Origin of the sequence: Solidesulfovibrio alcoholivorans DSM 5433 (assembly GCF_000702665.1) — a bacterium.
In the GTDB taxonomy this organism is placed as follows: Bacteria; Desulfobacterota; Desulfovibrionia; order Desulfovibrionales; family Desulfovibrionaceae; genus Solidesulfovibrio; species Solidesulfovibrio alcoholivorans.
In genome coordinates, this window is record NZ_JNJA01000017.1 from 54,809 (window position 1) to 74,300 (window position 19,492).

A 19,492-nucleotide genomic window follows, 5' to 3' on the forward strand; every position below is an offset into this window, starting at 1 on the left:
GCGTTGCGGCAAGAAAAGGGATTTTTCGCTGCGCGCGCGGTGACGGCTCAAGGCCCGTCCGTGGGCGCGCAGGGGAAAATCCCTTTCCGCATTACGGGGGTGGGCTCGCCCGTGCCGCTGCAGACATCCGCTCGCGGCTGCCCCTGTGGCCGCAGGGCGTGGCGGGGATCAATCCGGAAGGATGATGACGTGCACGCCCGGGTGGGCGCACAACCGTTCCAGGTCGAGGCCGTGGCTCAGGGAAGCCGGGATGAAGATCGTGCCGACGAAACCGCCCTCCACGGCCTGCCACAGCTCGGACTCGTGGCGCAGGGCCGCGGTTTCCTCGGGGCACATGTAGAAGCGTCGCGCGGGCGAACGGATCCCGTCGCGCGAATACAGCAGGCAGGGCCGCACCGGGGCGGCCTGATGCCCCTCGAGAAGGCCGCGCACCGTCCCGAGCAGCGCTTCCTGCTCCACGGGCTTGACCACGGCGGCGTCCGCCCCGGACGCCTCACCCTCGCTTTGGGACGCCACGGACACCACGAGCACCGGGATGTGCCGGGTGGCCGGGTCGGCGCGCAGCCTGCGGATGGCCTCGCAGCCGTCCATGCCCGGCATGCGCAGGTCCATGGTGATGCAGTCGGGCCGCCAGGTCGCGGCCAGGGACAGGGCCTCGACCCCGTTTCTGGCCGTGGCCGCGACATAACCGGCGTCGGTCAGGAGCGTTTCCAGGAGCCGCCGCACGCCGGCGTCGTCATCGACCACGAGAACCCGCCATTTCCTGTCGGTTCCGCTGCCGGCGTCCGCTTCGGGCATGTCCACGGGCGCGGGCAGCGGACAGGCGGGCGCGTCCTGCGCGACGGCGACGCATGGCAGGGTGAACGTGAACACGCTGCCCTCGCCCGGAACGCTCTCGACCCGGATGCGCCCGCCGTGGCGCTCGACGATCTGGCGGCAGATCGGGAGGCCAAGCCCGGTGCCCTTGGGCTTTTCGGTCAGCGTGTCCCCGGCCTGCTTGAACTTCTCGAAGATGCACCCCAGGTCTTCGGCGGCGATGCCGCAGCCCGTATCGCGCACCGCGACGAGAATTTCGTCTCCCGCAACACGGGCCTCGACGCGGATCGTACCCGAATCCGTGAACTTCACGGCATTGCCGAGAAGGTTGACGAATACTTGTACCAGCCGGTCGCGGTCGCCGAGGACCATGGGCAGGGTCGCCGGCACGGCGCACAGGATCTCGAGGCCCTTGGCCCGCGCCAGGGGCAGCACCGCCCTGACCGCATGCTCCGCGGCATCGGCCAGGGACAACGGGGCCATCTTCCATTCGTAGCGCCCGGATTCCATCTTGGCGATGTCGAGGACATCGTCCACGAGTTCGGTCAGGCGCTGGCCCTCGGCCACGATGATGTCGAGGTTTTCGCGAATCTGCTGCGCGGCGCGCCAGGTCCTGGGCTCGGCCTCGGCAAGGGCCGGGGCCACGACCTCGCCGAACTTGCGTCGGATGATCTTGGCGAACCCGAGCACCGACGTCAGGGGCGTGCGCAACTCGTGGGACACGGTGGAGATGAACTCCGTTTTCATCCGGTCCACTTCCTTTTCCACGGTGACGTCGCGCACGAGGATGATGGTGACGTCGCGTGCCTCCCCGGCCAGACGTACGGCCGTGGCCACGGCCTTGCCCGTGCCGCCTCCGGCCAGGCGTACCTCGATTGCGGCCAGGGGACCGTCCTTGCGGGCCTTCTCGGCCAGCGCGGCCAGATCCTCCGGAAAATTTTCCGTGGCGGGCCGTCCGTCCACGTCGCCGCCGCAGCGGTCGAACATGGCAAGCAGGGCCGGGTTGTGCAGCGTGACCACGTCGTCGGCGTCGAGCACCAGCAGCCCGTCGGCGAGGTTGTCGATGATGGCCCGGGTGTGGGCCAGGGAGTTTTGCAGTTCACGCGTGGTGTCGGCCACGGCCTTGGTCAGATCCGAGACGAGCAGGGAGAGTTGGGAGGCCATGGACTGCATGGCCCGGGCCAGCACGCCCACCTCGTCGTCGCCGGTCCTCGGCGGCCTGGCGGAAAAGTCGTGGTCGCGGATCTTCACGGCGTAGCCGGCCAGTTCCACCAGGGGGCGGGTGATGCCGCCGACCAGTGCGTAGAAGACCACCACGGCCACGAGCAGCATGCCGAGCATGAGCGCCTCCTGGCCCATGACCGCGCCGCGCATCACCTGCCAGATACCGGCCCTGTCCATGCCGACCGTGACGAACCCGGCTTCTCCGGCCAGGATCGGGGCCGTCACCTGGATGAAGTCGCCGCGCCCCGGCAGCGAGAGCCGGACCACACCCCGCTCGGGCCGCACCCCGGACAAAGAGACGGGCATGGCCGGCACGAAGGTATGGGCCACCACGCGGCCCTGGGCATTCGTCACGAAGACGTAACCCACGCCATCGATGTGCAGGAATTCGTCAAGCATCGCCTGGACCGTGGCCGCGTCCCGGGCGGCCAGCGCATCGGGACTGCCGGCGGCGATGGCCATGGCGATGGCCCGGCCGGTGGTGACGTATTCGCTCGTGAGATGCCGGTGCAGCAGCCACGCCGAAAGCAGGGCCGTACCGTTGGCCGCCACGCCGAAGACGAGGATCACGGCGACAAGGGTCTTGCGGAAAATCCTGGACACGGGGTCAGTCTCCGGCCGCCGCGGCGACGGCTTCCAGGGGGACGAGGGCGCCGTTGGCCGCCGTGAACAGGTAGATCGTGTGCAGCGCCTGATGGTGCCGGCCGTCGAGGGACAGGGGCTGGTCAAGGCCGATGTCGGCCGGCCCGGCGGCGCGCGACGCCGCGTCGAGCTGCCGGCGGTCGGTGGGATCTGGCATGGCCGCAAGCACCGCAAGCAGCAGACGGGCGTTCAAGTAGCCCTCGAATCCCGTGGCGCTGCCTTCGGGCATCGCCTTGGGCCAGCCGTTCGGCGGCGGCGCGGCTTCCGTGGCTCCCAGGGCGGCCAGGTCGCGCCGATAGTCCCGCGCCGCCGGCAGGTCGGCATCGCGCCAGGACGGCGTGACCTGGGAAAAGATCAGCCCGTCGTCCAGGGTCAGTCCCAAGGGCGCGCCCTGGGCGGCCAGCACACGCAGCAGGATTTCGCCGCCGGCAAAGGAAACGAGGCCGATGGGCATGTGCAGGCCCTGGCGGCGCATGTCGCGGATCACCGCCGCGCAGGCCGGGGATGCGCCGATGACCAGCACGGCATCGGGGCGGCACGCGGCCAGGATGCGCGCCTGCGGCGTCATGTCGTCCCCTGCCGCTGCGGAGCGGGAGAAGGTGGCCTCGCCGCACAAGTCGCGCCCGCGCCTGGCCAGGGCGCGACCGGCGCCGTCCCAGCCGCTGCGGCCGAAGGCGTCGGCCTGGTGGCAGATGGCGATGCGATTGAGCCCCCGGCGGAAGAAGGCCTCGACGAGGGCCTCGATCTCCTGGAAATACGACGCGCGCAGGTTGTAGACGTAGCCGACGTAGGGCGGCTGCCGCGCGGCCTCGAGCCCGGTGACCGGGAAGAAAAGGCGCGCGTGTTCCCCGGCCCGGACGCGCAGCACCGGCAGTTCGCGGCTGACGGTGGGCGAACCCAGGGCGGAGAAAAGCGCCAGCACGCCCTGGTCGAGGAAGCGCACGGAGTTCCGGATGGCGGGATCGGGTTCGTAATGGTCGTCGGCAACGAGCAGTTCGATCCTGCGCCCGTCGATGCCGCCGTCACGGTTGCGGCGGGCGAAGGCGGCCTGGGCGCCGCGGTAGAGCTCCACGGCCATGGCCTGGGTCGGACCGGTGAAGCCGGCCGTGAGCCCCAGGCGGATCGGTTCGGGCTCCGCGGCCCGGCATGGCGGCGCGGTCGCGCAAAGGGCCAAACCCCACAGCGCGAAGCATACGAACACGCGTAACCTGCCCGCCATCGTCTCCGGCCTCCCGGGTCTACTTTTAAACGCTTGCCATTTTCCTAGGCCCTTTGACACGACGCGTCAAACGCCCCACTCCTGTTACGGCGCGCCCTTGCTGGATCGCACAAAGAGTGTCACACAATCGTCACGAGCCATTCACCCCCGCGTCAAGCCGCCGTGTTCTTTCGAGCGACGAAACATCCGAGGTGGTCGCATGTCCAAGGATTCCATCCTGATAGTCGAAGACGACGACGACATCGTCGAACTGCTCGCCTTCAACCTGCAAAGCGCCGGTTTCGCCACCGAAACGGCAAAAGACGGTTACGACGCCCTGACCAAGGCCCGCCGCTCGCCGCCGGCCGGCATCATCCTGGATCTCATGCTCCCGGGTCTCGACGGCTTCGAGGTCTGCAAGGAGCTCAAGCGCGATCCCAAGACCGCCGCCGCCCCCATCATCATGCTCACCGCGCGGGGCGAGGAAGTGGACCGCATCGTGGGCCTGGAACTCGGGGCGGACGACTACGTGGTCAAGCCGTTCTCCCCCCGGGAGCTCATCCTGCGCCTGCGCGCCGTGCTCAAGCGCCACGCCCCGGAACAGGAAAAACGCCAGGTGCTCACCCGCGACGGCCTGTCCGTGGACCTCGGCGCGCACCGCGTCACCCTTGACGGCGAGGAAGTGGCGCTGACCGCCACGGAATTCAGGCTGCTCGCGGAACTGTTCCAGAGCACCGGGCGCGTGCTCACCCGCGACCGGCTGCTCAATTCCGTCTGGGGCTACGAGTTCGAAGGCTACGCCCGCACCGTGGACACCCACATCCGCCGCCTGCGCCAGAAACTCGGCGCCTGCGCCCGCATGATCGAAACCGTCCGGGGCGTGGGCTACCGGTTCAAGGAGTGAGCCCTTGCGTGCCGCCGCCACCCTGGGGCTGCGGGCCACGGCCGTATGCCTGGCCGTGACGGCCGCAAGCCTCGCCATCCCGGAGCTCATGCCTTCCCCGGCCACCCGGCCCGAGCGCCTGGCCGTCCTCGCCCTGGCGCTGGTCGTCGCCGGCGCGGCCTTCTGGCTCATCGGGCGCAGCCTGTCCCGCTCCCTGGCCGAGGTCATCGCCGTGGCCCGGGCCATCGGCGACGGCGACTACCGCCGCAGGCTGCATCTGTCCCCGGGCGGGGAGTTCAGCGCCCTGGCCGAGGCCATCAACCACATGGCCCGGCGCATCGAGTCCCACATCGCCACCATCACCGACCAGAAGACACAACTCGAAGCCATCCTCGACGGCATGCGCGAGGGCGTCATGGTCCTCGACGCGGCAGGCAAGATCCGCGTGGCCAATCCGGCGCTCAAGCGCATCGTCCCGGTCAGCGGCGACATTACCGGCCGCCGGCCCATCGAGGCGGCCCCGAGCCCGGAGTTGCAGATGGCCTGCGACCGCCTGCTCGGCGACCGCGCCGAGGACGCTCCGGCCGCCGCCAGCCTGGAGATGGAGCTCGGCCCTGGGCGGTTCTACGAAGTTTCCCTGGTGCGCCTGGGGCCCGACCCGGCCGACGCCCGCCGCGACCACGGCGCGGTGCTCGTCTTTCACGACGTCTCCGAAACCCGCCGCCTCTCCCGGGTGCGGCGCGATTTCGCGGCCAACGTCACCCACGAAATGCGCACCCCGCTCACGTCCATCAAGGGCTACGCCGAGACCCTGCTTGCCGCCGCGCCGGAACTGGCCCCGGAAAAGCGCCGCTTTCTCGACGTGATCCTGAAAAACGCCAATCACATGTCCAAGATGGTGGACGACATCCTCACTCTGGCCCGGCTCGAAGAGCAGCCCCGCACGCAGGACGGGGCGGACGGGGCAGGGCGTCCCGCGCCGGACGCCGACCCGGCCTCGGCCCTGGCCGACGCCGTGCGCGAGTGCGAGCCCCTGGCCCAGGCCAAACGGCTCGCCCTGGATAACCAGTTGCCCGCCGACCTGCCGCGCGTGCGCTGCGACGGTGGCCAGCTCACACAGGTCTGGCGCAACCTGCTCGAAAACGCCGCGCGCTTCGCCCCCGAGGGCACGCGCATCGTCATGCAGGCCGTGCCCGACGCCGACGGCGCGACCGTCACCTGCGGCGTCCTGGACCAGGGCCCGGGCATCCCGCCCGAGGAACGCCAGAGGGTGTTCGAACGTTTCTACCGCGTGGAGCGCCACCGCTCCAAGACGCCGGGCAGCACCGGGCTCGGCCTGGCCATCGTCAAGCACATCGTGGAACGCCACAGCGGCCGCGTCTGGGCCGACCGCGCCCGGGGCGAGATGACCGGCGCGGCGGTCTTTTTCACCCTGGCCGTCGCGCCGCGCACCCAGGCGGACGCAGAGTACGCCGATGCGGGCCGTTGTCTTGGACCATCGACCCAATCGTCATGAAACTTCCACACCCGGTCGGCAAGATGCCCCCGAAACACTTCCCGCCCGACCGGCTGCGAACGAAAAGGAACCGCCCATGCCAGACATCATCAAGATGGTCGCCAAAAACCTCAATTTCTACTACGGCCGCTTCAAAGCCTTGCAGGACATCAACCTGACCATCAACGAGCGGCAGGTCACGGCGCTGATCGGCCCCTCCGGCTGCGGCAAATCCACGTTCCTGCGCTGCTTAAACCGCATGAACGACCTTATCCCGGGCACCCGGGTCGAGGGCGAGCTGACGCTCGACGGCGAGAACGTCTACGCCCAGAGCCTGGACGTGGTCGAACTGCGCCGCCGGGTGGGCATGGTCTTCCAGAAGCCCAACCCCTTTCCCAAGACCATTTTCGAAAACGTGGCCTACGGGCTTCGCGTCGGCGGCATGCGCGATAACACCTACATCTCGCAGCAGGTGGAAAAAAGCCTCAAGGGCGCGGCGCTTTTCGACGAGGTCAAGGACCGCATCCACGACTCGGCCCTGGGCCTGTCCGGCGGCCAGCAGCAGCGCCTGTGCATCGCCCGGGCCCTGGCCATCGAGCCCGAGGTGCTGCTCATGGACGAGCCCGCCTCGGCGCTCGACCCCATCGCCACCCAGAAGATCGAGGAACTCATCCACGAGCTCAAACGCAATTTCACGATCATCATCGTCACCCACAGCATGCAGCAGGCCGCCCGCGTCTCGGACCGCACGGCCTTTTTCTACATGGGCAAGCTGATCGAAGTGGACGCCACGGAGACCATCTTCACCCGGCCGTCCCAGAAGCAGACCGAGGACTACATCACCGGCCGTTTCGGCTGATGCCGCGCCAGGAGCCGGCCGCGACCACCGCACCGGCTCCGCGCTCCCCCGCCGCTTCCCGGCGATTCCCGGGCCGGGCGCGCCCGTCGCGGGACACAAAGGGGCCCGCCGACCCCCTTTGATTTCCCGGCGATACCCGCTATGCATGGAACCTCTTGCCCGGGAGCCCGGTTAGCCGTATCCCGTCGCCCCCGTGCCGCATTCCAACCAAAGGACGCATCGGCATGAGGTTTCCGCTTTTTCCCGCAAAAATCGCCGCCGCCGTGATCCTGCCCGCCGTGGCCGCGCTGCTGCTCGGCACCTTCGCCGTTTCCCGCCTGGACGCCCTGGCCGACCGCTCGCGCGCCCTGGAGACCGCCCGCCTGCCCCGCGCCGACCTGGCCGTTGCCGTGGAGCGCCAGCTCCTGCTCGCGGCCCAGGCCATCCGCGGCTACGCCCTGACCGCCGACCGCGACGCCTTGGAACGGGCCAAGAAAGACCTGGCCAAGGCCGCCGACGCCCTGCACGACGCCAGCGAGGCCGCCACGCGGCCGGGCATGGAATCCCTGGCCGCCGAGGCCGAGAAGATCAGCTATTTCCTGGATGCCTACAAAAAGGCCGCCGAGGCGTCGGTCGCCGGCAACGAGCGCCTGGACGCCGCGCGCGCGGCCCTGGACCGGGCCGCGACCGGCTACGCAGGGGCCGTTTCCGGCTACATCGAGCAGAAGACCGCCCAGTGGGACAAGGAACTCGCCGCCAAATACCCGCAGCCCGATCCCCTGCGCCAGCACGCGAAGCGTCTCAAGGTCGCCCAGGCGGCCCTGGCCGCGGGCGGCGACGTGCGCGAAGCCGCCGCCACCGCCCGCGCCCTGCGCGACCCCGCGCGGCTGTCCGAGGCGACCGAACGCCTGGACGCCGCCGAAGCCGCCCTGCGAGACGCCCGCGCCGGCTCCGACGACGACGCCAGGCGGCTCGCCCCGGCCTTCGCCGCCCTGGCCGAGTACCGCCAGGCCGTGGCCGGCGTGCTGGCCGACTGGGAAGCCCTGCGCGCCACGGGCCGCCAGATCCTCGAAGCCGAGCGCGCCGCCCTGTCCGCGGCCACGGCCCTTGGCGGCGCGTCCCTGGCCGAGGCCGCCGGTGACGCCGGGGCCGTGGCCTCCGCCCTTCGCGGCTCGCGCCTGACGCTGCGCGTCGCCGCCTGGGGCATCCTGTTCCTCGGCGCGGTCTTCGCCGTGGCTGTGGCCCTGCTCCTCGGCGTTCCGGTGCGGCGCTGCGCCTTTTTCGCCAAAGACCTCGCCGACGGCCGCGTGACCGGAACGCTCGCCGTCTCCTGCCGCGACGAAGTGGGGCAACTCGCCGAGAGCCTGCGGGAAATGGCCCGGCGGCTCGGCAAGCGCCTGGCCCGCTAGGGCGCGCACCACCATGGCGCACGGCACCGCTTTTCCCCCGCGCCGCCTGCTGGCGGCAATCCTGCGCGGCCTCGTCCTCCCCGTCGCCTGCCTGCTCCTTGCGCCCTGCGTCCCCGCTTTTGCCGCCGCGCCCCAGGCACAACCGGAATTTCGCGGCATCCCCTTCGGCGCGCCGCCCGCCGCCGTCTCCGGGCTCACGCGCATCGCCACTTTCGGCGAAACCGACTTCTACCGCCGCGAAGGCGACAAACCCCTGGCCGAGGACTGCCCCACGGATATCCGCTACGGCTTCTCGCGCGGCATGCTCTTCTTCGTGCGCATGACCCTGACCGACTGCCAGGGGCTTGGCCCCCTGATCGCCGCGTTCACGTCCAAATACGGCCGCCCCGCGCGCGAGGGCGCGCCGGGCTGGCTGCGCCTGGTCTGGAACCTGCCTGCGCTGCGCGTCTCCCTGTCCCACGGCGCGCGGGACGGCGTCACGGTCATCGACTACGTCTATCTCCCGGACTTAAGCCCCGACGAACGCGAGGTCTGGCAGTCGGCCGAGGACATCCGCAAGCGTGGCCCCATCGGCTTTCGCGGCCTGCGCTTCGGCCGCGAGCGCACCTCCGTGCCCGGACTCGAACCGGCCTACCGTGAAGGTGCGGCGACCTACTACCGCCGCAAGGGCGACCGCCTGGAGCTGGGCGAGATGCGCCTGACCGACATCCTCTACGGTTTTTTCGAGGACCACTTCTTCACCGTGGTCATGCGCGTGGAAAACGCCGACGATTTCGAGGCCCTGCGCCGCGCCTACCAGACCAAGTACGGCCCGCCGCGCGCCATCCCCGCGACGCTCGAGGAGGAGCTCGTCTGGAGCTGGCCCGAGGCGCAGATCGCGCTCACCCGCGATGTCGAGGCCGGCGGCGTGGCCGTGCGCTACGCCGACGCCAAGCTCCTGGCCGAGGCGAAAGCCGCCGAAAACGCGCACGGTGCGCCGCCGTCGCTCTCCGGGGGCCTGCGCATCTTCTCCCAGGGCGACCCGCCCCGCTCCTTTCGCGGCGCGGCCTTCGGCTCGCCCCCTGGAAACCTGCCCACGGGCGAATACCTCTACACGCATCGCGGCCGGCGCTATTTCCGCCGCGCCGACGAACGCCTGCGCCTTGGCGACATTCCTCTCACAAGCGTGCTCTACGCCTACGACGACGACCGCCTCGCCGGCGTCACCCTGGTCATCGCGCCTTCGGGCGAAACGCCGCAGCAGGACTGCGACCGGGTGCTCGCGGCCTACGCCGCCAAGTACGGCCCGCCCACGCAGCGGCCAAGCGAGGACGGCGGCAGCATCCGCCTATGGACCTGGCCGGGGCTTTCCATCGCCCTGGTTACGCCCAAGGTCGGGCCCATGGAGGTGCATTACGTGGATTCCTCGCTGCTGCGCCGCCGCGAGGCCCGCATCGCGGACAAAGCCCTCGACGCCCTGGACAACAAACTTTTCGCACCGCCCGAAGCCGCAGGCTCCCGCATCGAACGCCCAAACGGACAGGAGTAGCCCCGCATGGACCGCGCCCTTTGCATCCACGGCCATTTCTACCAACCCCCCCGCGAAGACCCCTGGCTGGGGCACATCCTGCCCGAGGGCAGCGCCGCGCCCAGCCGCCACTGGAACGAGCGGATCAGCCGCGAATCCTACACGCCCATGGCCCGGGCCAGGCGCATGGACGGCGCGGGCCGCATCAGCGAACTGCTCAACTGCTACGAATGGATGAGCTTCAACGTCGGGCCGACGCTTTTGTCCTGGATGGCCCGCTCCGCCCCGGAAACCTACGCCCGCATCCTCGAGGCCGACGCGGCCAGCCGCAAGCGCCTGGGCCACGGCAACGCCCTGGCCCAGGTCTACCACCACGTCATCATGCCGTTGGCCTCGCCGCTCGACAAGGAACTGGAAGTCGCCTGGGCCGTGGCCGACTTCACGGCCCGCTTCGGCCGCGCGCCGGAAGGCATGTGGCTGGCCGAGACCGCCGTGGACACGCAAACGCTCGAAACGCTCGCTGCGGCCGGCATCCGCTTCACCATCCTGGCCCCATCCCAGGCCGAGGCGGTCAGCGACGACGGCGGGCGCTGGCAGGGGGTGGACGCCGGGAGCATCGACATCCGCCGGCCCTACAAGGTGGCGCTGCCGTCCGGGAAGCCCATGGCCGTTTTTTTCTACCACGGCCCCCTGTCCCAGGCCGTGGCCTTCGAGCGCCTGCTCGCCGATGGCGAACAGTTCTTCCGCCGCCTCTCCGGCGCGGCGGGCGAAGGCCTGCTGTCGCTGGCCACGGACGGCGAGACCTACGGCCACCACTTCAAGTTCGGTGAAATGGCCCTGGCCTACGTGCTGGACCAGGCGCGCAGCGGCCGCGACGGACTTACGCTCACCAACTACGCCGCCTTTCTCGAGGCCGATCCGCCCAAGCGCTTCGTGCGCATCCGCGAGGCCTCGGCCTGGAGTTGCGCCCACGGCGTGGAGCGCTGGCGCTCGGACTGCGGCTGCACCACGGGCGGGCATCCGGGCTACAACCAGAAATGGCGCGCACCGCTGCGAAACGCCCTGAACCTGCTCAAATCCCGCCTGGATGCCCACTTCTTCGCCACAGGCGAACCGCTTTTCGCCAACCCCCGCCAGGCGCTGGTCGCCTACGGCGAGGTCATGGCCGGCAGCCTCACGCCCGAGGCCTACGCCGTGGCCCATTTCGCGCCGGGAATCACCGCCGCCGGCAAGGGCACGGCCTGGAAGCTGCTGTCCATGCAGGCCTGGGGACTTTCCTCCTTTGCCAGCTGTGCCTGGTTCTTCGACGAGATTTCGCGCCTGGAGCCGGTCAACGGCCTGACCTTCGCCTGCCGCGCCATGGAGCTCGCCCGGGCCACGGGCATGGCCGATCCCGAACCCGAGGTCACGGCCGTGTTGGCCGAGGCGCGCTCCAACGATCCCGAGATGGGCACCGGCCGCGACATCTGGGACAACCTCGTGCGCCCGCGCCGCGAAACCCCGAAATCCCTCGTCTCCCAGGCCCTGCTCCAACTGACGCTCGAGCGGCGCTTGCCCGCCGCAGGCGAAGCCGCGTCCGCCGTCTGGCCCGGGGTGACGGTTTCCGTGCGCCTGGACGATCCCGAGGACGACGCCCGCCCCGGCACGGCGCGCATCCGCTACAGCCTGGAAACCGCCGTGGAGGAGCTGGCCATCCGCTACCGCCCGTCGCCGAGCGCCGATCCCTTCGACGGCTGCGTGTCCCTGACCCCGGCAAGCGGCGCGGAGGAAGGGTTCTGCCTGCGCGACGTGGGCCTGCCCGTCAACAAGCGCCAGTCCCTGGCCGACGCCTTCGCCCGCCACGCCGAGGAGACGGCGTTCGCCGCCATGCTCGCCCAGGCGGCCACGGCGCGAAAGCTGGTCACGGAGTTGCAGGAGGCGCAACACACGATCAATCTCGCGCCCCTGTGGCTGCCCCTGTGGGCGGGGCTTGTCTGGCACGACGTGTTCGACCTGCCGCTTGCTCCCAAGCGTGCGGCGTTGCTGCGACTTTTCCTGCTCGAAGCCGGCAAGGACTCGCCGGTCAAGGCGGCGCTGGAGGCGCGCCTTGCCGCCGAGGCCGCGCGCCGCGTGGCCGAGCCGGACCCGGACTGGCAGCAGCTTGCGCGCCTTGTACAGCGTGCCGTGGACCTGGAGCTGCACCCCGACTGGTGGGCGGCGCAAAACGCCCTGTGGGAGCGCCGCCCCTTCGCCGGCGGCACGGCCACCCTGGCCAAGGCGCTCGGGTTTGCGGTGTAGGGAGAAAAGAAGGAAAGACGCCTCCGGCGGCCGGGGGGCATGATGCCCCCCGGACCCCCTCGCTGGTGGGGCCGATTCGGGGCGGTGAAGACGCCGCCCCGAAACGGCCCCACGGCCAATTTTGGAGTGATGATTTGGAGTGATGATGCGCAAGGTTGACGGATGGATCGAGTTGACGGGGCTCAATTCCTATGGCGTGGAAGCCTATGCGGCCTGTTGCCTGTTCCCGCGCAATGTGCAGGAATTGCGGGAGGCGCTGCGGCCGCAGCCGGGGCAGGCCGTGCACCTGCTCGGGCACGGCTGCAACGTGATCCTGGCGCGCAAGTTCTACGACGCGTCGCACCGGTTCGTGTGCACGCGGGAGCTGGAGACGGGCATCGCGGTCGAGGGGAACGTTGTGCGCGCCGGTGCCGGGGCGCGGCTGCGCGACCTCTGCCGCGTCGCGGCCAGGGCCGGGCTTTCGGGGCTCGAACGGCTGTGGGACATCCCGGGCAGTGTCGGCGGCGCGGCGTACATGAACGCCGGAGCCTACGGCGCGTCGTTTTACGACACGGTCGCGGACGTGACGGTCTACGAACCCGGCACGGACACGGTGCGCACGCTCTCGCGCGAAGCCTGCCAGCCGGCCTACCGCCTCACGGCGTTCCAGGGCGGGGACGCGGTGATCGTCGCCGTGCGGCTGCGCCTGAGTCCTGCCGCTCCGATGGAGATACTTGCGGAGATGGGCCGCATCGGCAAGCTGCGCCGCTCGAAACTCCCATACGACAAGCCGAGCGCCGGCAGCGTCTTCCGCCGCCCCGCGGGCGCGCCCCCGGTCGGCGTCATCATGGAAGAGGCGGGCCTCAAGGGATTGCGCATCGGCGGCGCGCAAATCTCCCCCCGCCACGCCGGCATCATCGTCAACGCCGGCGGCGCGACAGGCGAGGATATCCTGGCGGTCGTCGCGGTCATGCAGAAGGCGGCGCGGGAGCGGTATGGGGTGGATTTGCGGCTTGAGCAGGTCGCCATTTGATTTAGTTTCCGATACATGTCATGCTAAAAAACCACTTTAAAAGATCATTTATCGCCTCTTTACTAGGGCAGACCTGGAGAACCTATGCACAACAATGAAATAATTGGAAAACTTCAAACTCTTAACAAGTATTTATCGCCTGAACGGCCAATTCGAAATTTCGAATACCTTCGGGGGAGAGGCAAAGAATACTCCACTCTCTCCGATGAGATTTCATATTTCAGTTCTATCCCTTTTATATATGGCAATAGAGGAGTAGGAAAAACAAGCCTTGCTAGAACAGTTGCACAAATGACTTCTAGTGCAGACCGAGAACATATCTATGCCGCGTGCTCACCGAATTCACCGATGTTGACAATATTTCATGGCATAGCACAAGACTTACTCAACCAAGCAATACAACTGCACCTAATCAAAACAACAGAGACAAAAGCAGAATATACGATATCACTCAAACCAAGCATTCGCTTCTCCATAGAACAAAAACACCCTCAAATTAAACCTTTCTCGGACATTAACGAGGCCGTCAGAACACTAAGAGACATAGACTCTTACTACAATGATTCAAAAACTACAATTGTTATTATCGACGAACTTGAAGAAATGAAAAATGACGACAAAACATTATTGGCACACCTAATAAAACAAATTGGAGACCAAGAATTCAATATCAGATTCATACTTGTCGGGATAGCGGACAGCGTCCATGAGCTAATAGGAACTCACGCATCTGTTCCACGATATATCTGCGAAATAAGCCTAGACCCCTTAAGTGCACAGGATCTCATCAATATAGTTAACGAAGCAGCTTCTGCTGTAGAGATTACAATTGACAAAAACATTCTTTACAGAATAGCTATCATTGGAAATGGATATCCGCATTTTGCACACCTAATTGGAAAATCCCTACTTTACGAAGCCGTCATTAATTATGCAAAAGATATAACAGACGATATATACAAAAGGGCAATCACCAGGGCGGTTGAAGGTAGCATTGAAGAATTAGCAAATGTTTACAACACAGCAACACAACGCAGAGATGATATCTATCGTTATTTAATTTGGTCACTAGCAGACTGCGACTGTATCGACATACGGACGGACGATTTATTCGACCATTGCAAAGAACTGGGGAAAAGACACAACTGGGATATCCCACAGCAAGACATCCTCCCCAAAATACTTCAGAGACTTGGCACAGATAGCTATGGGAAAATCATTAAAAACACTCCTAAACAAGGAGGCTCCAACGAAAGCAGATATCGGTACAAAAGATTTGGAAACAATCTTATGAGAGGACATGTCCGGTTAATGGCTGAATTGGGTGGCTACCAGTTAGGCAATGCCACCACTTTATAGATAATTCATCACATCACACCACTCCCCCCACGCCTTCCGCGCCCGCTCCGGATAGGCCATCTTCCGGTTCGCCTTCTTCATGCGCTCCTCAAGGGGAGGCGTCAGGCCGAAGTTGACGTTGCTCGGCTGGAATTTCTTGGCCGGCGTGCGCAAGTGATTGAGTAGCGCGCCGAGCGCCGTCACCTGCGGCGGCGGCGCAAGCTCCATGCCCTTGGCGATGCGCGCGCCGAGCTGCGTGCCCAGCCACAGGCCGCAGGCCGCGGACTCCACATAGCCCTCCACGCCCGTGATCTGGCCGGCAAGGTACGTCCCCGGCCGGGCCACGAGCTCCAGGCGCTCATTCAACACCTTGGGCGCGTTGACGAACGTGTTGCGGTGGATGCTGCCCAGGCGCGTAAATTCCGCCGCGTGCAGCGCCGGGATCAGGCGGAACACCCGCTCCTGCTCGCCATACGCCAGCTTGGTCTGGAACCCGACGAGGTTCATGGTCGAGCGCGCCGCGTTTTCCGGCCGCAACTGCACGACCGCATACGGCCGCCGACCCGTTTTCGGATCGGTCAGACCCACGGGCTTCATGGGGCCGAAGGTCAGCGTGCGCTCGCCGCGCTCGGCCATGGCCTCGATGGGCAGGCAGCCCTCGAAATGCAACTCCTTTTCGAACTCGCGGCTCGGGACCTTGCGCGCCGCGAGCAGCGCCGCCAGAAACGCCTTGTACTCCGCCTCGTCCAGGGGGCAGTTGAGGTAATCCCCTTCCCCCTCCTGCCAGCGCGAAGCCCAGAAGGCGCGCGCCATGTCCACGGACTCCGTGGTCACGATGGGCGCGATGGCGTCGTAGAAATACAGGCTCTCGTCGCCGATGGCCTCGCGCAGGCTCGCCGCCAGCCGGTCGCTCGCCAGGGGGCCGGCGGCAACGACCACGGCCTCGAACCCGGCCAGCGCCGGATCGGACAGGCTCATGATTTCGCGGCGCACGAGCGCAACCAGCGGCTCGGCCTCGATGCGCGCCGTCATGGCCGCGGAAAAAAGCTCGCGGTCCACGGCCAGCGCCTTGCCCGCGGGCACGGCCGTCTCCCGCGCAGCGGCGATGACCGCGCTGCCGAGCGCCGCCATTTCGACCTTGAGCAGGCCCACGGCCGTGACCGGCTCGTCGGAGCGCAGCGAATTGGAGCAGACCAGCTCGGCCAGCCCCGGGCTCACATGGGCCGGAGAATAGAGCGCCGGCTTGCACTCGAAAACGGTGGACGCAACGCCCGCCCGGGCCAACGCCAGCGCGCACTCGCACCCGGCCAATCCGCCGCCGATGATCGCTATGGACATGATGGAGACTCCGAAGATGCGGGGAGGGACCCTCTTTGAAAAGAGGGTCCCTCCCCGCACCCCTCCCCCCAGAAACTTTCAAAGGGGGGTCAGGTTAATTTATGCGTTGTCGCCGGCGCGTGCAGGACGTGCCGGTTCTGGCTGTTCCAGAGGTCGCGGTAGACCGCGCAGCGCGCAAGCAGCTCGCCGTGGGTTCCATAATCGGCCACGCGGCCCGCGTCGAGCACAAGGATGGCGTCCGCGCCGGCCAGCATGGACAGGCGGTGGCTGATGACGATGGTCGTGCGCTCCCGGCCGATGCGCGCCATGTTGTCCTGCACGATGGCTTCCGACTCCGCGTCCAGGGCGCTGGTGGCCTCGTCCAGGATCAGGACGCGCGGGTTGGTTAAAAGCGCCCGGGCGATGGCCAGCCGCTGGCGCTGGCCGCCGGAGAGATTGGAGCCGTTTTCCTCGAGTTCGGTGTCGTAGCCGCGCGGCAGGCGGCGGATGAACTCCTCGGCCCCGGACAGCCGCGCCGCCCAGACCACCTCGTCCATGGACGCGCCCGGCCGGGCCATGGCGATGTTGTCGCGCACCGTGCCGGTGAAAAGGAAGCTGTCCTGGAGCACCACCCCGATCTGCCGGCGCACGTGGGCCATGTCGCACTCGCGCATGTCGTGGCCGTCCAGACGCAGGCTGCCCTCGGTCGGGACGTAGAGCCCCTGGATGAGCCGGGCGAGCGTGGATTTGCCTGAGCCGCTGCGCCCGGCCACGCCGACCATCCTCCCGGCCGGAAAGCGCACCGTCACCCCGGACAGCGCGGCCGGGGCGTCGCCGCCCGGCGCGTAGCGGAAGGTGACGGCGTCGAAAACGATTTCTCCGGCCAGTTTCGGCCGCACGCCCTCGCCCGATCCGGCGCGCTCGGGCGGCTCGTTCATGATCGCGGCCAGCATTTTCACGGCCAGCCCCTTTTCCTGGTACTCCTGCACCAGGGAGACGATCTGCACGAGCGGCTGGGTGACGCGCCCGGCCAGCATCTGGAAGGCGATGAGCGCGCCGACCGTCAGCCCGCCGTCGAAGACGAGGTAGACGCCGATCCAGGGGATGCACAGCGTCATGACCTTTTCCAAAAATCCCACCGCCGCCGTGGCCGCGTTGCCGATGCGCCCGACGGTAAAGCGCAGGGACACGGCCCGGGCCGCCGTGTCCTCGAAGCCGCGCCGGCGCGAAGGTTCGAGCGAGAGCGCCTTGACCGTCTCCATGCCCCGGATGGTTTCGACGAGGAAGGACTGGCGCTCGCCCTCGGCCTTGTACAGGCTGAGGAGCTTGCCACGAAGCAGCGGCACGATGACGGCGAGAAACACGCCGAGCGCGAGGCTCAGGCCCAGGACCAGACAGGTCAGCGGCACGCTGTAGAAAAAAAGGACCGGGATGAAGACGATAAGCGCCATGCCGTCGAGCAACGTGAAAAAGAGCTTGCCGCTTAAAAATTCCCGGATCTTGTCCGCCTGCTGCATGTGCTGGATGAGCACGCCCACGCGGCTTTGGCCGAAAAACCTGAGCGGCAGGGAAGTGAGCTTGGCGAACGTGCGCCCGGCCACGCGCATGTCGATGCGCGCCGCGGCGTGCAGCACCAAAATGCCGCGCAGGTACGTGAACCCGGCCTCGAAGGCCAGGGCCACGAGCATGCCGCAGCTTAAGACCTGCAAGGTGGAAAACCCCTTGTGGGTGAGCACCTTGTCGATGACGATCTGGAAATAGACCGGCATGGCCAGCGCCAGCACGTAGAGCATGACCGCGGCCACGGCCGCGTCGGTGAATTCCTTGCGGTGGCGCAGGATTTCCGGGACGAACCAGCGCATGCCGAAGGGCTGGTTGGCGTCGGTCAGCTTGTAGGCGCGGCGCAGCAGGATGGCCCGGCCGTCCCAGTCACGGGAAAACGCGGCCAGGGGCATGGTCTCCCGCACCGGCGGCAGGCGCACGGGATCGACCACGTCCATCATGAGCCCGGCTGCGTCCCGGCGGCAGCCGGCCAGGATCACGACCTCGCCGTCAGCGCGCACGGCAAGCACCGGATACGCGCCGCCAAGGGCGGGCAGGTCGTCCGGGGAGAGGACGCGCGCCTCGGCCGTGAGCCCTTCCTTGGCGGCCATGGCCACGAGTTCGTCCGGCGTCGGCTCGGCGGCGTCGAAGCCGTGCGCATGGGCCAGGGATTCGTGGGAAAGGGGCAGGCCGTGGTGGCGGCCGACCATGGCCAGGGCGCGCAGGCCCGAGCGGGAAAGGCGCGGCACGGCGAGCAGCACCTCGCCGGCATGGCTGCGGGCGAAGCCCTCCTCGTCCACCTCGAAGGAGCCGGGCGTCGCGGCCAGGGGATCGGCCACGCGCACGCGAAAGCCGTCCGCGTCCTCGCGCACGCCGAGCACCACCACGCTGTTGCCGTTGGCCAGGCGGGCGATGAGCGGGAAGCGGCCGCGTGCGGCCATCTGCCGCACGTCCAGTACGGCGGGCTCGGCGCGCAGGCCGATGGAGGCGGCCATGGCCAGGAGGGTGTCGGCATCGGGCTCGCCGCCGGAGGACAGGCCGAAACGGTCGGCGAGCGAAGCCGGGTCGCAGGGCAGGCCGTAGGCGTCGGCCACGGCCTTTATGCAGGTTACGGCCGTGGACATGGCGCGCGCCCTGGTGCGAACCGGCCCCGGCAGTCGGGGGAAATGTTCCGCGATCCCTTTGTGTTGTCCCGCAAGGCACGCTCCTCCCACAGGTTGGCTTAGGGCAAATCCCCCGACCGGGCAAGGCGGATGCCCTTGCCCTTTGCCCACGGTGCGCGTAGAAAATGAAGTGTCGCCAACTTCTACCGGAGCACGGGCTTATGAATGTGCTGATCGTCTATTATTCGCTCTACGGACACGTGGCCGCCATGGCCCAGGCCGTTGCCGAAGGCGTGCATCAGGTGCCGGGCGTGACCGCGACGCTGCGCCGCGTCCCGGAAACGCTCACGGACGATATCCTTGAAAAAATGCAAGCGACCGAAGCGCAAAAGACCCTGTCCACGGTGCCGGTATGCACTCTGGAGGAGCTCGAGCACGCCGACGCGATCATCTTCGGCACACCGACCCGTTTCGGCAACATGTGCGGGCAGATGCGCCAGTTCCTGGACGCCACCGGCCAGATCTGGATGCGCGGGGGCCTCGTCGGCAAGCCCGGCGGCGTGTTCTGTTCCACGGCCACCCAGCACGGCGGCCAGGAAACCACGCTCATGTCCTTCATCCAGACCCTGCTGCACCAGGGCATGATCGTGATCGGCCTGCCGTATGCCTACGCCCCGCAGATGCGCATCGACGAGATCGTGGGCGGCAGCCCCTACGGCGCAACCACCATCGCCGGCGGCGACGGGTCGCGCATGCCGACCGAGTCCGAGCTGGACGGCGCGCGCTATCAAGGCCGCCACATCGCCGAGATCACCAAAAAACTGGGCGGCTAGCGCCCCCTTTCGCGACACCCGGCGCATCCCCCCACGGGGAGGGCCAGGAGGGGATCAT

General features: G+C 67.6%; 13 protein-coding genes. 9 read left to right on the plus strand and 4 right to left on the minus strand.

Annotated features, from left to right (window positions below):
* Nucleotides 1-168: 168 nt before the first annotated feature.
* Nucleotides 169-2,643, minus strand: coding sequence for an ATP-binding protein (locus Q368_RS0119655; RefSeq protein WP_029460750.1), 2,475 nt, complete (start codon nucleotides 2,641-2,643; stop codon nucleotides 169-171).
* A gap of 4 nt (nucleotides 2,644-2,647) precedes the next feature.
* Nucleotides 2,648-3,901, minus strand: a complete 1,254-nt coding sequence (locus Q368_RS0119660) for an ABC transporter substrate-binding protein (RefSeq protein ID WP_029460751.1) — start codon at nucleotides 3,899-3,901, stop codon at nucleotides 2,648-2,650.
* Between the two features lie 199 nt (nucleotides 3,902-4,100).
* Here Q368_RS0119660 and Q368_RS0119665 point away from each other — a divergent pair, with 199 nt between their 5' ends.
* The 8 genes from Q368_RS0119665 (at nucleotide 4,101) to Q368_RS24970 (ending at nucleotide 14,660) form a co-directional block, all read left to right on the plus strand.
* Nucleotides 4,101-4,784, plus strand: a complete 684-nt coding sequence (locus Q368_RS0119665; RefSeq protein ID WP_029460752.1) for a winged helix-turn-helix domain-containing protein — start codon at nucleotides 4,101-4,103, stop codon at nucleotides 4,782-4,784.
* Between the two features lie 4 nt (nucleotides 4,785-4,788).
* Nucleotides 4,789-6,279 (plus strand): HAMP domain-containing sensor histidine kinase, encoded by a 1,491-nt coding sequence (locus tag Q368_RS0119670; protein WP_029460753.1) that lies wholly within the window; start codon nucleotides 4,789-4,791, stop codon nucleotides 6,277-6,279.
* A gap of 76 nt (nucleotides 6,280-6,355) precedes the next feature.
* On the plus strand, nucleotides 6,356-7,117 hold the full coding sequence (pstB, locus tag Q368_RS0119675; RefSeq protein WP_029460754.1) for a phosphate ABC transporter ATP-binding protein PstB: 762 nt from the start codon (nucleotides 6,356-6,358) through the stop codon (nucleotides 7,115-7,117).
* 224 nt (nucleotides 7,118-7,341) lie between these two features.
* Nucleotides 7,342-8,505: a HAMP domain-containing protein gene (locus tag Q368_RS0119680; protein WP_029460755.1), complete on the plus strand. Its 1,164-nt coding sequence runs from the start codon at nucleotides 7,342-7,344 to the stop codon at nucleotides 8,503-8,505.
* A 13-nt stretch (nucleotides 8,506-8,518) separates the two neighbouring features.
* Nucleotides 8,519-10,033 carry a hypothetical protein gene (locus Q368_RS0119685; RefSeq protein ID WP_052360299.1) on the plus strand — a complete coding sequence of 505 codons (1,515 nt, stop codon included), beginning with the start codon at nucleotides 8,519-8,521 and terminating at the stop codon, nucleotides 10,031-10,033.
* Between the two features lie 6 nt (nucleotides 10,034-10,039).
* On the plus strand, nucleotides 10,040-12,289 hold the full coding sequence (locus tag Q368_RS0119690; RefSeq protein ID WP_029460757.1) for a DUF3536 domain-containing protein: 2,250 nt from the start codon (nucleotides 10,040-10,042) through the stop codon (nucleotides 12,287-12,289).
* A 145-nt stretch (nucleotides 12,290-12,434) separates the two neighbouring features.
* Nucleotides 12,435-13,301 (plus strand): UDP-N-acetylmuramate dehydrogenase, encoded by an 867-nt coding sequence (gene murB / locus Q368_RS0119695; protein WP_029460758.1) that lies wholly within the window; start codon nucleotides 12,435-12,437, stop codon nucleotides 13,299-13,301.
* A gap of 84 nt (nucleotides 13,302-13,385) precedes the next feature.
* Complete coding sequence (locus tag Q368_RS24970) at nucleotides 13,386-14,660, plus strand: ATP-binding protein (protein WP_084158912.1); 1,275 nt, start codon at nucleotides 13,386-13,388, stop codon at nucleotides 14,658-14,660.
* Here the strand turns inward: Q368_RS24970 and trmFO are convergent.
* Nucleotides 14,655-15,977 carry a methylenetetrahydrofolate--tRNA-(uracil(54)-C(5))-methyltransferase (FADH(2)-oxidizing) TrmFO gene (gene trmFO, locus Q368_RS0119700; protein ID WP_029460759.1) on the minus strand — a complete coding sequence of 441 codons (1,323 nt, stop codon included), beginning with the start codon at nucleotides 15,975-15,977 and terminating at the stop codon, nucleotides 14,655-14,657. The two genes, Q368_RS24970 and trmFO, sit on opposite strands and share 6 nt — an antisense overlap.
* 89 nt (nucleotides 15,978-16,066) lie before the next feature.
* On the minus strand, nucleotides 16,067-18,622 hold the full coding sequence (locus tag Q368_RS0119705; RefSeq protein WP_084158913.1) for an ABC transporter transmembrane domain-containing protein: 2,556 nt from the start codon (nucleotides 18,620-18,622) through the stop codon (nucleotides 16,067-16,069).
* Nucleotides 18,623-18,822: 200 nt separating this feature from the next.
* Here Q368_RS0119705 and wrbA point away from each other — a divergent pair, with 200 nt between their 5' ends.
* Nucleotides 18,823-19,434: an NAD(P)H:quinone oxidoreductase gene (gene wrbA / locus Q368_RS0119710; protein WP_029460761.1), complete on the plus strand. Its 612-nt coding sequence runs from the start codon at nucleotides 18,823-18,825 to the stop codon at nucleotides 19,432-19,434.
* Nucleotides 19,435-19,492 lie beyond the last annotated feature (58 nt).